The sequence below is a fragment of the Streptomyces tamarix genome, from assembly GCF_032423885.1.
GTDB classification, from domain to species: domain Bacteria; phylum Actinomycetota; class Actinomycetes; order Streptomycetales; family Streptomycetaceae; genus Streptomyces; species Streptomyces tamarix.
The window spans coordinates 22,046-35,803 of sequence record NZ_JAWCTQ010000027.1 but is presented as its reverse complement, the minus strand read 5'-3'; the positions used below and the strand labels follow the sequence as shown (position 1 = coordinate 35,803).

The window sequence follows — 13,758 nt, the reverse complement described above, 5'->3', positions numbered from 1 at the left end:
TGCCTTCTTGAATGCGTGGAGAGGGGTGCTATTCGGCACGGGCGCCGGCCCGTGCACGGGCCGTACGGCGGTTGGCGGCGGCCTCCTGGGCGATGGCGCGGAAGAACTGCGGATAGCTGGGGCAGGTGTGCTTCGCGTGCGCCAGCGTCAGATCGTGGCGCTGGCGCAGCCGGTTGATCGGGACGACCATGGCCGCGTGGTGCTCGATGTGCAGGTTGTTGCCGTTGGTGTACCAGGTGCTGAACCAGCTGCCGGTGATGGAACGGGTGTTGCGCAGCACGTCGGTGCTGGTGTTGTCGCACATGATGTGCTCGGGCAGTTCGACGAGGAAGTGCAGGGGCACCGCGACCAGCAGGGGGAGCAGCCACACCCACAGCACCAGTGCGCCCTGGTCGAGCGCGACCAGCGCGGCGGCCGTGAGGATCGGCAGCGCGAACAGCCGGTATTCGGCGACGACTTCGCGCTCGCGGGCCGGTGCGATCTGACCGGCCTCGTACGTCCAGGAGCCGGTCCAGGCACGCACGATGTCCGCGACCGCACCGCCCAGCCTGCCGAAGGCCAGGGCCTCGCGGACCAGGCCCGCCCAGGTGACGGGCTGACGGGAGTCGAAGCCGAAGAACTCCGAGTCCTGGTCGGTGCCCAGGTAGCGGTGGTGCTGCAGGTGCCGGACGCGGTAGTGACTGTAGGAGACCAGCAGGGGGATGCCCAGCGGGAAGCCGGCGATCCGGTGCCAGCGGGCACGCCGGAATGCCGAGTGGTGCAGGCACTGGTGTTGCAGTTCCAGCCAGTGTGCGTACATCGCGCCGATCAATATGACACCCAGCACCCGCAGTGGCCACAGCACGGGCAGCAGTGCGAGCGCCACACCGAGCGCCCAGATGAGACATGCGACAAGAAGTTTGAAGAGGAACGTCCGCTCGTCGGCGGCATTGACCTTGGTCCGTCTGAACAGGTCTTGTGGTGGCGCTGTGCTTGCGTCGGTAGTCATGTGACACCTTCCCCTGTGGCAGCTTTCTGCGAGATCGCTGCGGCGGCCGGGCGGCCGGGCAGCCGGGCAGGCGTCAGCGACTTCGGCGTGGAAGCGTTGAATGCGTGCGGAAACGGCGAGAGGGCCCCACCGGATGATCCGGGAGCCGGTGTCGCCGCGCTCCGGGTGCTGCCCGGAGCGCGACGACCAGGGTGCGGTCAGGCCGCGTCGTCGACCAGGGCGCTGAGCTTGTCGCTGAGGTCCCTGAGCACGGGGTTCTTGAAAATGATGCGGGCGGTGCGAGATATGCCGAGTTCTTCGCTCAGGACCTGCCCGAGGCGGACGGCGATGATGGAATTGCCGCCGATGTCCATGAAGTTGTCGTCGATGCCGATGCTTGTGTCGCCCAAGAGGCGCCGCACGCTGTCGACCACCAACGCGTCCATGGGGTTGCGGAACTCGCTGCCGATCACCATGTAAGCGGTACCTCTCTAACGCGGTTCATCGCCCATCTCTCTGATCAGGCTGGTCGGCCTCATGTCCGTCCAGTGCGTCGACACGTAATCAAGGCAGTTCTTGCGGGTGTCCTCGCCGTGCGCCACCGTCCAGCCGGCCGGTACGTCACTGAACGCAGGCCACAGCGAATGCTGATTCTCGTCGTTGACCAGGACCAGGAACATGCCATCTTCGTCGTCGAACGGATTTGTCACGGATTCTCCTGAGGGATCGATCAAACGGCCGGAATCGTAACAGCGGTTTTGGGGCTCGCACGGGGCGTGTCTCGCTGGCGAGACACGTGGGTTGAAACCTAGTGCACGTCCCCATCCAGGTCAGCGACTTGAACGCCGCCCCGGAACCGGCTCGATGAGAGGGTGTATGTCGGGGCGGCCTGCGTTATCTTCTGTGGCCTGTCGTCAAGAGTGACTCCCCCATAGGACCAACGTGTTCATGAGGTGAGTGGCGTAAAGCCTGGTTGTGTTGTCAGGGCGGGGATGCGGCAGGATGGAGAATGCCATTCCTCCGGCGAACGAAAGGGCAGGCGGCGATGAGCAATCAGACCGTGCGGGCCGACGTGTGGCTCCGCCGCTACCGCGAGGCCCGGCCCGGGGCGGTCAGGCTGCTGTGCTTTCCGCACGCGGGAGGCGCGGCCAACTTCTACCTCCCCTTCTCCCGGAAGCTCTCGCCCACGGTCGAGACGCTTGCCGTCCAGTACCCGGGCCGCCACGACAGGCTGGCCGAACCGCCGGCCCGCTCGATCGCCGAACTGGCCGACGGGGTGGTCGGGGCGCTGGCCGACCGGGAGGAGGGCCGGTCCGGTCCGCTGGTGCTGTTCGGACACAGCCTGGGTGCCGTGGTCGCCTTTGAGGTCGCCCGGCGCCTGGAGCGCGGACCGCTCGGCGGGCCGGCCGCGCTGATCGTCTCCGCGTGCCGCGCACCGTCCCGACTGCGGCCCGGCTCCGTCCACCTGCGCGACGACGCCGGGGTGCTGGCGGAGCTGCGGCGGCTGGGCGGCACCGCGGGAGACCTGCTGGGCGACGAGGAACTGGTGCGGATGCTCCTGCCCACCGTGCGTGCGGACTACGCGGCCCTGGCCGCCTACACGGAGCCGCGACCGGCGGTGCAGCCCCTCGCCTGCCCGATCGTGGTGATGGCCGGCGACGACGATCCCGTCGTGCCGGTCGACGACGCCTTGGCCTGGGCCCAGTTCACCACCGGCGGCTTTGCGTCCGAGCTGTTCCCCGGCGGCCACTTCTACCTGACCTCATGCGCGGACCAGGTCACCGAGTCCATCCTCCGGACGGCGAAGACGCACGCCTGAACCCACCGGACGGAGGACGGGGGCGGATCACTTCACCGGGAGGGCCCGATGGAGGCGGATCCCGCACGGTGCCGGGGAGGCGACCGCGACGGCGGCCGCCTGGCCGGGACCCACCGGGAGGTCGGTGAGGTGCCATCCCGCGACCGCGCCCCGGACGTCGTCCGCCGCGAGGTCACGGCCGAGGCCGGTCCCCAGGCCCTTGAGGTAAGCCTCCTTGCGCACCCACAGGCGGGCGAAGACCGCCGCCCGGTGCTCCGGAAGCGCAGCCGCCACCTCCTCGCGTTCCGCCGGGTGGAGCATCCTCGCGAGCTGCTCCGCGGTCCCGGGCTTCGGCACGGGTTCCGTGTCCACGCCGATCGGGGTCGGCGCGACGCCGATCAGGACCAGGTCCCGACTGTGGGACAGCGAGAACTCCAGCCGCGCAGGGCTGAGTACGGGCCGTCCGTGCGGCTCGTCGCAGCACGGGCAGGGGGCTCGGGCGAAGCGGAGGGCGGCGGGCGCCTCGCCGGTCAGTGCGGACAGGACCGTGCGGAGCGCGCCGTGGGCGAAGCCGTAGAGGACGCGGTCCCCGTCCCGGACGAAGGCGTTCATGCGCTGCCGCTCCCGCTCGTCCAGCGCTGTCAGGTCCAGCGTGGTGCGCGAGGCCGCCGTCGGGGCCGGCAGCACCCACACCTGCACCTCGCCCCGGCCCTGAGCCCTGGCGTCACTGCGGAAAGTCGCTGCCGTCCCCATGGCGGTCATGTTCCCAGACGCCGAGCCGCATCCGATGGCGCGGCCCCGCGTTCGGTCCGACCGGGCGTCCTGGATCCGGGCTCACCCAGTCCGGGTCCGGCGGGACCGGGCCGACTCCGGGCAACGCCCGGGGATGACCAGCGAGGAGCCCGCGCCGCTGCCGCCCTGACTCCGTCTGCCCGCGGGCCAACGGGCAGCCGGGAGGTATCGAGCCGGGTGGTCCGGTGTTCGCACGGCCGGGCGGAACGGTCGATGCGGACCCTCTGGACGCCGACGGCCCCGGACGGGAGACTCATCGTCGAGGCCCCTTCCCGACCGCGCTGCCGCACCGGGAAACTCCGAGATCTCCGACAGGGCCGAGCGTGACGGCCGTCGGCGGTGATGTCGACGGACGTGATGGCGCGGTCGAGGTGTACGGTCCCGCGCTCCTTCTTCCTCGGTTTGCCGGGATCGGACACGTCCCAGGACTCGATCGTGCCCTCGGCGACCGCGGTCGCGAGTTCGTCCTTCCCGGCGGGGAAGTAGCTCCCGGGAGCGGCTGGGATCCGCTTCCCCTTGACCGGACGCGCCGGTCGGGAGAGGTCGTACAGCCGGATCGTGCCGCCGCTCTCCTCGGTGGTCAGCAACTTCGACACACCGTCGTACACCGCGTCCTGGCGCAGCGCCGCCTCCTCGATCACGTCGCCCATGCGTGGACGGTCGGGGTCGGAGACGTCCCACAACCGCAGGTGCCGTTCGTTCTCGACGGCCACGACGGTGTGCGGGCCCGCGAGCCAGAGGCTTCCCGTGTCGAAGAGCCCGCCCTTCGCCTGCGCGGGGATGTCGGCCCGGCGCACCGGCTCCGCGGGGTCGCTGATGTCCCACAGGGCGATGGTCCGTTCCTCCCTCGAACCCGCTGTCAGTGGGCGGCCGTGGGGGCTGTGGGCGACCGACTGGACCGGCTGCCCCGCGGACAGCACCCCGAGTTCCGGCTTGATCTCCGCCGGCTCGGCCGCCTCGGCCGTCGCCTGAGCCGCCGTACGCCGTCCTTGCGGTCCGCCCCGGCGAGGAACCTGCGGTCCGGGCTGAGGGCGAGCTGCGGCACGCCGTCGTAGCTGCCCCACCTGTCCTCGTATTCCTCGGCGGCCACCCGCCGCAGTTCCCGCCCGTCCACCACCTGCCACCAGGCCGTCACCCCCGGCCGCCGTTCGAGACGACCAGATCGCGACGCGGGCGGGCGGCGACGGACATGACCGAGGCGGCCCGCTCGGTGTCGCGCAGGACGGGCCGGCCGGGGTCGGTCGTCCCACAGCCGCACCTGGGCGGGGTGCCCGTCCGCGCCCGGCCCGTTGCCGTTGCCGGTGATCAGGGAGTGCCCGTCGCGGGTGAACGCCGGGGGAACCAGGTCCGCGTCGGCCACCGTGTGCTGCGCGCGCAGCATCGGGTGCGCCGGGTCGGAGACGTCCCACAGCCGCGGCCGGCCCCTGTCGGCGCCGGACGCCAGGGTCCGGCCGTCCCCGCCGACTCAGGCTGCGGCTTCGCTGGGGCCCTCGTCACCCGGGCTCAGGTAGAACCACCGGCGAACCAAGGTGTAACCGGGAGGGAGGTCGTTGCTCGTCAGTTCCCTGTACCTCGCCTTGGCTGCCTCGCTAGCCTGCTGACCTGCGGGGAGCCTCCGTAGGAAGGGGTCGCGGTCAGGGTCAAGGGAGGATCGACGAGGCTCGTCCGTGGCTGCACGGCCGGAGACCGGATCGGAATCCCCGATGTCCTCGACGCTGTGCCTCTCGCCGTCCTGTTTCATGGCGAGATGGGCAACCACGGCCAGGCCCAGGGTCAGAGTCACGGCGCCGACGATGTGAATCTTCGGCTTGTGCCTCTCATACCAGTTCTTCGTCCTCTCGACGAAGGATGTGGGCTCGCCGTCCTCGGGCGTGGAGTCATTCACGCGCCCACATCTACCGGACTCGTCCCTCACCTGTCAGGCAATCACCCGACATCGCCCGATCAAGTTCAGTGACCTGACGAGCTCGTGCACGACAGCAGTGAGGCGTCGACCTTCCGAGGGAGCCCGCCGCAAGAAGGGGCAGGCCGTCGAATTCGACGTCGGCACGCTCTTCCGGCCGGAAGGCACCACGTTCTGACTGGGCCCGTCGTACGATTCTCAACCCCACCCGTCCAGGACCCGACAGGAGCAGGAGATGTCCGAGACCGCACCGGGCCTCACGACACAGCCCACCGCCACCACCTACGAACTCGGTGAGCTCGTGCCGTGGGCCTGGCAGGGCCGGATCAGAGTGCCGCACTTCCAGCGCGGCTTCCGCTGGCAGGCCAAGGACGTGCTGAGGCTCTTCGACAGCATCGTGCGCGGTTACCCGGTGGGCAACCTACTACTGTGGGTGCGGAAGTCACCTACGGAGAAGATCAAGCTGGGGCAGCTGGTCATCGAGGCGCCGGCGCACGACGAGGTGTTGTGGGTGGTCGACGGCCAGCAGCGCCTGACCAGCCTCGCCAACGCGTTGCACCCCGAGGGCAACAAGCACGAGCCGTTCAACGTGGTCTACGACCTGGCGGAGGACGAGTTCATCGAAACGCCCCGATACGGCCTGGAGCCGCATCACATCGACGTTCCCACACTCTTCGACGGTCGCCGCTTGCTGAGCTGGTTCCGCACCCAGGGGCCGAATGTGGAGGACTACTACGACAAGGCGGAGGAGGTTTCCACCAAACTCCGCCAGTACAAGGTCCCCGCTTACCTGGTGCGTCAGGATGACCTGCGCGTTTTGACGGACATCTTCGACCGGATGAACAACTATGGTCGGCGGCTGAATCGGGCGGAAATTTTCACGGCCTTGAACTCCGGTACCGAGGAGGGATTTGAAGGCCGGCTGAACTTCTCCCGCATCGCGGACAATGTGGCCGCCCGTACGCTGTTCGGAACCATCGATGTCAACACCATCCTCGCGGCGTTCCTGGCACGGCGGGGCCCGGATCCCATGCGGGACATCCGGACCGAGTTCAGTACGGGGTCCCGCCGCTCGCAGCTTGAGTTCGTGGAGGACGAGCAGACGGCCTACCGGGAGGCGGAGGAGGCGCTGGTGCGCGCCGTCATGTTCCTGATCGAGACCGCAGGGGTACCGCACATCGCCCTGCTTCCCTACCGGGCCCAGCTCGTCGTCCTCACGCGGTTCTTCGCGCACTTCCCGGAGCCGACGCCCAACAGCCTGCGGTTGTTGAGGCGTCTTTTCTGGCGTCTGTCGATCGCGGGTCCGTCGGTCTTCAGGGGAAGCTTCACTCAGTTCAGCCGCATTCTGAGCAACAAGATCAAGCCCGGTAACGAAGAGGGGTCCCTGCAAGCGCTCCTGGAAACGATGAAGGGCGCTGTATACGCCCGTCCCAACCCGGACCGCTTCCGTACGAACGAGGCCACCACGAAGATCGTGCTCAGCGCATGGTGGTCCTTGCGGCCCCGTTCCCTCGCCACGGGGATTCCTGCGGACGTTCAGAGCCTGTCCAGTGTTCTCGGCGACGAGCAGACACCCGTCGGCGCCACCCCGTATGTCTTTCCCCGCCTCAACGAGCCGGGTGAAAAGGACAAGCGACTGTGGGCGGCCAACCGGATCTTCCTGCCGTTCGGCGAGGACCTGCCCTCCGAGACCTTCCGTATGCTCGCGGAGCCCCGCATCGACTTCGACGAGACCACTTGGCGAGAGGTTATCGACTCACACCTCATCGATGACGATGCTCTCGGCGCGTTGGCACGCGGGGACCGGATCGGTTTCCTCGAAGCGCGCCAGATGCGCGTTCGTGCTCACCTCGACGCCTTCCTCGCCCGTATGACCGAATGGAACTACGAGGACACGCCGTCCCTCGACGGACTGGACTTCGATGACGAGGAGGAGAACGAACCGGAGATCGACTTCTCCGACGATCAGCTTCGTTAGCCCTGCAGCGTTCACGTCATCGGAAGGGATGGCCATGACCGGTCGTCTGCCGGAGGTCTTTCACGCCGTGCTTCTCCACGGCGTACGGGTGGGCACGCTCTGCCAGCGGGGCGACCACACGCGCTTCGTCCTCAACCAGTCCTACGTGGAGAATCCCTCCAGGCCGGTACTCGGCCTGCGCTTCGAGGAAGACTTGACCGGGTCGTACGCCGCCGCCCTGCGGTTGCCCCGTTGGTTCTCCAATCTCCTTCCGGAGGGACCTCTGCGGGAGTGGATCGCCCAAGACCGGGGGGTCTCCCTGGACCGCGAGATGGAGCTGCTCGCCCAGGTAGGGCACGACCTGCCGGGCGCGGTACAGGTGCTTCCTGCGGACGGTCCCGACGACGGCTGGGAATGGAGCGAGGCGGGCATCGTGCGGAAGACCGGCGGATCCGCACACGCTGCCAGCGGCGAGTCGCCCTGGAGGTTTTCCCTGGCGGGTGTCGCGCTGAAGTTCTCCCTGCTGGCCCGAGGTGATCGCCTGACGGTGCCGGTGGGCGGGGAACTGGGGGACTGGTTGGTCAAGTTCCCCGACTACCGTCATCCGCACGTACCGCGCAACGAGTTCGCGATGATGTCGCTCGCCAAGCAGGTGGGCCTGGATGTACCCGACGTCCGGTTGGTACACCGGGACGAGTTGGACGGCATCCCCGACCGCATGTGGCCCAACCGGGAGGAGTGGGCCTACGCGGTACGGCGGTTCGATCGCTCTCCGCAGCCGGGCCGTGCGCGCATCCACATCGAGGACTTCGCCCAGGTGAAGGACGTCTACCCGATCGACAAGTACAACTCCTCCTTCGAGACGGTCGCCTCCTTCGCCTACCGCGGCCATGACCTGGAAGCGTTGCGGGAGGCGGTTCGACGGATCGCCTTCTCCGTCGTCGTCGGCAACGGGGACGCGCATCTGAAGAACTGGTCACTGATCTACCGTGACCAGTTCACTCCGAGCCTGTCACCCGTCTACGACCTGGTGTCCACCATCCCCTACACCCCCTCTGACGAGGTCGAGGACCTCGGTCTCAAACTGGACGGCAGTAAGCGGTTCGAAGCGGTGAGCGCGGCTTCCTTCACACGCCTCGAACGACGCCTCGACCATCGTTTCGGCACCACGGGCGCCGAGCTCGGGGAGATCGCCGTGCGAATGGCGGAGCACGTACTGGAGGAATGGATGGCACACGAGCACCTGCTGAGCGAGGTTCCAGATCTCCGGCGGTCGGTCACCACCTGGATCCAGGAGTCCGCCGCCCGGCTCCGCAAGGGTTCGCCCACGTCTTGAGAGAGCCGTGTCCCCTGAGCGCTTCCGTCCCGTACGTCCACTCCGACCACCCGGTGATCGTGCTGATGGACGCCGCGGAACGGAACGCTTGCGCCGACGCCATCCGCACTACGCCAGCTGGTGCGGAAACGAGCTGGGCGACTGCGGTGGCAAGCTGACGGACCGGCTCCACCACGACGAGGGCTGCCACTTCGTCCACGTGGCCGGCATGTGCTTGCTACGCCGTCAGGTAAAAGAGCGTTTTATCCCGGCAGGGTTGTTTGGTTCGGGCTTCAGGTGTCGTGCCAGTTCGGGGTGGATTCGCGGGTGAGTCTGCGGCTTATGAGGTCGATCATGACGATGTGCATCATGGCTTCGGAGCGGTGAGGACGGGTTTCGTAGTAGCGGGCGAGTCGGCGGTGGTGTATCAGACAGCCGAAGGTCCGCTCGACCACCCAGCGTCGCGGGATCACCTTGAAGCCTTTGGTTCCGGGTTCGCGTTGGACGACTTCGACATTGATGCCGAGGCGGGCGCCGTGCTCGATGGCTTTGGCGCGGTAGCCGGTGTCGGCCCATGCCTTGGTCACACGCGGGTGGGTGGCGGCGATGTGGGACATCAGGTGTATGCCGCCGACGTTGTCGGAAACGCTCGCCGCGGTGACCTGGACGGCCAGGAGCGGGCCGAGGGTGTCTACCCCGATATGGCGCTTGCGGCCTGCGATTTTCTTGCCGGCGTCGATGCCCTGGCCTGCCGCCGGCACATTACTGGAGGTCTTCACGCTCTGCGCGTCCAGCACGCAGGCACTCGGCTCGCCGTGGCGGCCCTCGGTCTCCCGGACCAGGCGCCGCAGGAGACCGTTGAGCTGGTCGAAGACGCCTTCCTTCTGCCATGCGGCGAAGTAGCCGTAGACGGTTTCCCAGGGGGCGAAGTCGTGCGGCAGGTAGCGCCAGGGGATGCCGGTGCGGTCGACGTAGAGGATGGCGTTCATGATGCTGCGCAGGTCGTGCTCGGGCGGGCGGCCGATGTCCAGACCCTTGCCTCTCCGGCTGGCCCGCCAGGCGGTGAGTGTGGGGCCGATCAGTTCCCAGCGCGCATCGGACAGGTCGCTGGGATACGGGCGGTGTCGCGTCATGTTTCGGTAGTACCGTCGTCGAGCAGACCGTCTCCCCAGGGCGCAAACGAGGCCAACCGGGGGCGTGTTGGGATCAGACAGGAGCGGACGGAACGAAACGGGTTGTCGACTGTCGACACGAATCCCACACCTCCCATCAGACACGTCTGCCCTAAAGGTCCCGTACTGGGCCGGATCGCGAAACACCATCAATCAACCCTTCCGGGATAAAACGCTCCTTAAGGCCGCGTCTGATCAGCTTCGATCCCGCCCATTCCCGATACGGCTGTCCGAACAGACACTTGGTCGGCGGCGTCATGACGGCCTCGTTCGCGCGGAAATACAGGTAGATGGCTCTTTCCCCGGAGTGAACCGATGTTCTTCAGTGTCTTCGAGGCCGGCGCGTGCCGGTGTACAGTAAGCAACGCCCTTGACCTGCGCAAAGCAGGCAGGGAGCCGTCTTTCAGGAGTCCGACATGCTGCGCACCATGTTCAAGTCCAAGATCCACCGGGCCACGGTGACCCAGGCCGATCTCCACTATGTGGGATCCGTCACCGTCGACGCCGATCTGATGGACGCCGCCGACCTCCTGCCCGGTGAGCTGGTCCACATCGTCGACATCGACAACGGCGCCCGTCTGGAGACGTACGTCATCGAGGGCGAGCGCGGCTCCGGGGTCATCGGCATCAACGGCGCCGCCGCGCACCTGGTCCACCCCGGTGACCTGGTCATCCTCATCAGCTACGCCCAGGTCGACGACGCCGAGGCCCGTGCCCTCGTGCCGCGCGTCGTCCACGTCGACGCCGCCAACCGGATCGTGGAGCTGGGTTCCGACGCCTCCGCCCCGGTGCCGGGCAGCGACACCGCGCGCAGCCCGCACGCCGTACCGGCCGCCCGCTGACGCGGAGGGCGGAAGGGGGCGCGAGGAGGGCGGGGGAGCGGTCGCCTGCGGGTGGGCGTGAGGACGGCCGCCCCGCCGGGCGGATCCCGTACGCCACCCGGACCGCGGGCCCTGCGGACGCGGACGCCGCCAAGGGGCGGTCCCCCCGACGCCGGACACGGGCCCCGCGGTCGGGAGCGCCGCGGATACGGGTCCTGCGCCGGGAGCGCCGCGGACGTGGACCCCGCGGTCGGGAGCGCTGCGGCCCGGCGGTGGCTCCGTGCCGTCTCCGGTGCCCTTCACGGAGGGAGCGGCATGGTTCCGGCGTGCGGGGGAACGCGCGGTACGAGAATCTCGACAGGGAGTGAAGAGATCCCGAGGGAGAGGTCATGACCGAGCCCCGACCCGACCCCGTGCCGCCCATGCCCGACCCGGCGCCCGTGCCGGAGCCGCCCGCCCCGGGGCCCGGGCCCGTCCCCGCGCCGCCGCACCCCGGGCCCGCGCCGACGCCGCCGCACCCGGCGCCCGGGCCGGTGCCCACCCCGGACCCCGTTCCGAGGCCGCCCGGCCCGGATCCGGTGCCCGACCCCGACCCGGCACCGGGCCCCGCCGGCCCCGTCTGAGAGCCCGCCGCGCCGGACCGGGACCGCGCGCCCGCGCGGGCGCCCGCGTGCGGATGCAGCGGGCTCCCCCCGCCCGCGCGCCGCCCCGGTGCCACGGCTTCCGGCCATTCGAGGGGCGGTCCGCGCCCCTGTGCTCTGTGCGCCCCCTTGTCACGCCTCGGCCCCGCCTCTAGCTTGGGCGGCTGCTGACCTGTGCACAGGGGGGAACCGCCATGGCCGTACGGGGACGACACCGCCGGCAGCAGCCGAGCCGTCTCAACCGCGCGTCGTTAACCGTCACGATCGGCAGCGCCCTGCCGCTGATCGGCGCCGGGACGGCCCACGCGGCGTCCGTCGACGTCTGGGAGAAGGTCGCGGCCTGCGAGTCCACCAGCCGCTGGCAGACCAACACGGGCAACGGCCACTACGGCGGGCTCCAGTTCACCCAGTCCACCTGGGAGGCGTACGGCGGCACCCGTTACGCGCCCCGCGCCGACCTGGCCACCAAGGACCAGCAGATCGCCGTCGCCGAGAAGGTGCTCGACCGCCAGGGCCCGCGTGCCTGGCCCACCTGCTCCGAACGGGCCGGGCTCACCCGCGGCGGCGAGGCGCCCGCCGTGCGGACGGAGACCCGCGGCGACCGCACCGACCGGCCCGCCACGCCGACCACCATCCCGAACCAGCGCCGCGAGAGCTACACCGTCGCCCGCGGCGACACGCTGTCCCGGATCGCCGCCGACGAGCGCGTCCCCGGCGGCTGGCAGCGGCTGTACGCGCAGAACCGCACGGTCATCGGGGAGGACCCGGACCTCATCCTCCCCGGCCAGAGACTGGCGCTCCGCGCGACGGCGCCCGCGAAGACCGAGCCCCGCACCGGACCGGGTACGAAGGCCCCGGACAAGCCCACGGCGGCCCCCACGTCCAAGGACCGGGCCCAGCCCAAGCCCGGGACCCAGCGGAAGCCGCAGTCCGCGCCGAAGCCCACGGCCCCCCAGGCCAAGCCGAAGCCCGCGACGCAGTCCCCGCCCAAGGCCAAGCCGAGGACGCAGCCCGCCGCCAAGCCGAGGACGCAGCCCGCCGCCAAGCCCGCCGTCGCCAAGGCCCGCATCGGGGTTCTCAGTGCGCCCGTCGACTCCGCGCCCGGCACCGCGTACGGCAAGGCCGGCTCCTCCTGGTCCTCCGGTTACCACACGGGCGTCGACTTCCCGGTGCCCACCGGCACCCCCGTGAAGGCCGTCGCCTCCGGTCGGGTCGTCTCCGCCGGGTGGGCCGGGGCGTACGGCTACCAGATCGTCATCCGGCACCACGACGGCAAGTACAGCCAGTACGCGCACCTGTCCGCGCTCACCGTCCGCGAGGGACAGACCGTCAGCAGCGGCCAGCGCATCGCCCGGTCCGGTTCGACCGGCAACAGCACCGGCCCGCACCTGCACTTCGAGGTGCGCACCGGACCCGGTTACGGCTCCGACATCGACCCCCTCGCCTACCTGAGGAGGGGCGGCGTCGGCCTCTGACCGCCGAGCCGGGCACCGGCCCGGCGGGAGCGGCGCGACCCGGCCGCGCGCACCGTTACGGTGGTGCCGGGCCGAATGCCGGCGGGCGGGGGAGGGACGAGCGGGATGGAAGCGGAGGCACGGGGGCTCACCCCCGCCGAACTGCGGGCCGTGGGCGACGTCGGCGGTTTCTTCGTGCTTCCCGCCGAGCCACCGGGCCCCGGCGCGTACGCCCCGCTCGCCCGGGCGTACGCCCCCCGGCCGGCGGCCGGTGCCCCGGACCCGGGTTCGCCCCTCGCGGTACGGGTCGCCCGGGTCGCCGAGGGCCTGCGCACCCCCGAGTACCGGGTCGCCGCGTCCATGGTGCAGCTCGGGCTCGCCGCGCGCCTCTGGTCGGTGACGCTCGGCGCCGCCGCCCTGCACGGCGTCTTCCCGGACGTGTCGCCCGCGACGTTGCACTGGGACCCGACGCGCTCCACGCCCGACGAGCTGTGGTGGTCGGGCACCGCCACCCGCCCCGGCACCGCGCGGGAGCTGCGGCGGGTCGTCCAGGACGGCCACCTCGCCCCGCTCGGCGACGCCCTGCGGGCCGCCGGGCCCGTGTCGCCGCGGCTGCTGTGGGGCAACGCGGGCTCGGCGCTCGGCGGCGCCGTACGCGAGCTCACCCGCTGGGCGCGCCGCCACGGCCGCGTCGACGCGGCCGAGCGGGCCGCCGCGCTCGCCGCCGCGCTGCTCGACCATCCGGACCTGGCCGGAACCCTCCAGGGGCCCGCGCTCCGGCGCCGCACCTGCTGCCTGTACTACCGCTGCCCGGGCGGCGGACTGTGCGGCGACTGCGTCTTCGACGCACCGCCGCGGAGCACCGCGGCCGGCCCGGGTTTGGCGGGTGGGGCGTCGGCTCCGTAAAGTGCCACTTTTGGAACGTGGCAAACGAGTGA

13 protein-coding genes are annotated in these 13,758 nt (G+C 70.1%); 6 read left to right on the top strand and 7 right to left on the bottom strand.

Features of this window, described 5'->3' with window-relative positions; translation table 11 throughout:
* Positions 1-28 precede the first annotated feature (28 nt).
* The 3 genes from RND61_RS20815 to RND61_RS20805 all read right to left on the bottom strand — a co-directional run bounded on the left by RND61_RS20815 (position 29) and on the right by RND61_RS20805 (position 1,677).
* On the bottom strand, positions 29-988 hold the full coding sequence (locus RND61_RS20815; RefSeq protein WP_315879534.1) for a fatty acid desaturase family protein: 960 nt from the start codon (positions 986-988) through the stop codon (positions 29-31).
* A 197-nt stretch (positions 989-1,185) separates the two neighbouring features.
* Positions 1,186-1,443 (bottom strand): phosphopantetheine-binding protein, encoded by a 258-nt coding sequence (locus RND61_RS20810; protein WP_315879533.1) that lies wholly within the window; start codon positions 1,441-1,443, stop codon positions 1,186-1,188.
* A 15-nt stretch (positions 1,444-1,458) separates the two neighbouring features.
* A complete protein-coding gene (locus tag RND61_RS20805; protein WP_315879532.1) occupies positions 1,459-1,677 on the bottom strand; it encodes an MbtH family protein in 219 nt (72 codons plus the stop codon).
* 335 nt (positions 1,678-2,012) lie between these two features.
* On the opposite strand from RND61_RS20805, the gene RND61_RS20800 reads away from it, so the two are divergent.
* Positions 2,013-2,786, top strand: coding sequence for a thioesterase II family protein (locus RND61_RS20800; RefSeq protein ID WP_315879531.1), 774 nt, complete (start codon positions 2,013-2,015; stop codon positions 2,784-2,786).
* A gap of 27 nt (positions 2,787-2,813) precedes the next feature.
* Here the strand turns inward: RND61_RS20800 and RND61_RS20795 are convergent, their stop codons facing one another.
* The 3 genes from RND61_RS20795 to RND61_RS20785 form a co-directional block, all read right to left on the bottom strand.
* Positions 2,814-3,518, bottom strand: a complete 705-nt coding sequence (locus RND61_RS20795; RefSeq protein ID WP_315879530.1) for a 4'-phosphopantetheinyl transferase family protein — start codon at positions 3,516-3,518, stop codon at positions 2,814-2,816.
* Positions 3,519-3,523: 5 nt separating this feature from the next.
* A complete protein-coding gene (locus RND61_RS20790) occupies positions 3,524-4,477 on the bottom strand; it encodes a WD40 repeat domain-containing protein (RefSeq protein WP_315879529.1) in 954 nt (317 codons plus the stop codon).
* Between the two features lie 545 nt (positions 4,478-5,022).
* The gene (locus tag RND61_RS20785) at positions 5,023-5,442 is read right to left on the bottom strand and encodes a hypothetical protein (RefSeq protein ID WP_315879528.1); all 420 of its coding nucleotides are present in this window, start codon (positions 5,440-5,442) and stop codon (positions 5,023-5,025) included.
* 253 nt (positions 5,443-5,695) lie between these two features.
* Between RND61_RS20785 and RND61_RS20780 the strand changes: the two genes are divergently transcribed.
* Positions 5,696-7,438, top strand: coding sequence for a DUF262 domain-containing protein (locus RND61_RS20780; RefSeq protein ID WP_315879527.1), 1,743 nt, complete (start codon positions 5,696-5,698; stop codon positions 7,436-7,438).
* Positions 7,439-7,472: 34 nt separating this feature from the next.
* The gene (locus RND61_RS20775) at positions 7,473-8,753 is read left to right on the top strand and encodes a type II toxin-antitoxin system HipA family toxin (protein WP_315879526.1); all 1,281 of its coding nucleotides are present in this window, start codon (positions 7,473-7,475) and stop codon (positions 8,751-8,753) included.
* 272 nt (positions 8,754-9,025) lie between these two features.
* Here the strand turns inward: RND61_RS20775 and RND61_RS20770 are convergent, their stop codons facing one another.
* Positions 9,026-9,865 carry an IS5 family transposase gene (locus RND61_RS20770; RefSeq protein ID WP_315879525.1) on the bottom strand — a complete coding sequence of 280 codons (840 nt, stop codon included), beginning with the start codon at positions 9,863-9,865 and terminating at the stop codon, positions 9,026-9,028.
* Between the two features lie 455 nt (positions 9,866-10,320).
* Here RND61_RS20770 and panD point away from each other — a divergent pair, with 455 nt between their 5' ends.
* The 3 genes from panD to RND61_RS20755 all read left to right on the top strand — a co-directional run bounded on the left by panD (position 10,321) and on the right by RND61_RS20755 (position 13,726).
* Positions 10,321-10,746, top strand: a complete 426-nt coding sequence (panD, locus tag RND61_RS20765; protein ID WP_315879524.1) for an aspartate 1-decarboxylase — start codon at positions 10,321-10,323, stop codon at positions 10,744-10,746.
* Positions 10,747-11,560: 814 nt separating this feature from the next.
* Positions 11,561-12,841, top strand: a complete 1,281-nt coding sequence (locus RND61_RS20760) for a peptidoglycan DD-metalloendopeptidase family protein (protein WP_315879523.1) — start codon at positions 11,561-11,563, stop codon at positions 12,839-12,841.
* 105 nt (positions 12,842-12,946) lie between these two features.
* Entirely contained in the window at positions 12,947-13,726 is a 780-nt protein-coding gene (locus RND61_RS20755; protein WP_315879522.1) for a (2Fe-2S)-binding protein, read from the top strand.
* Positions 13,727-13,758: the final 32 nt, after the last annotated feature.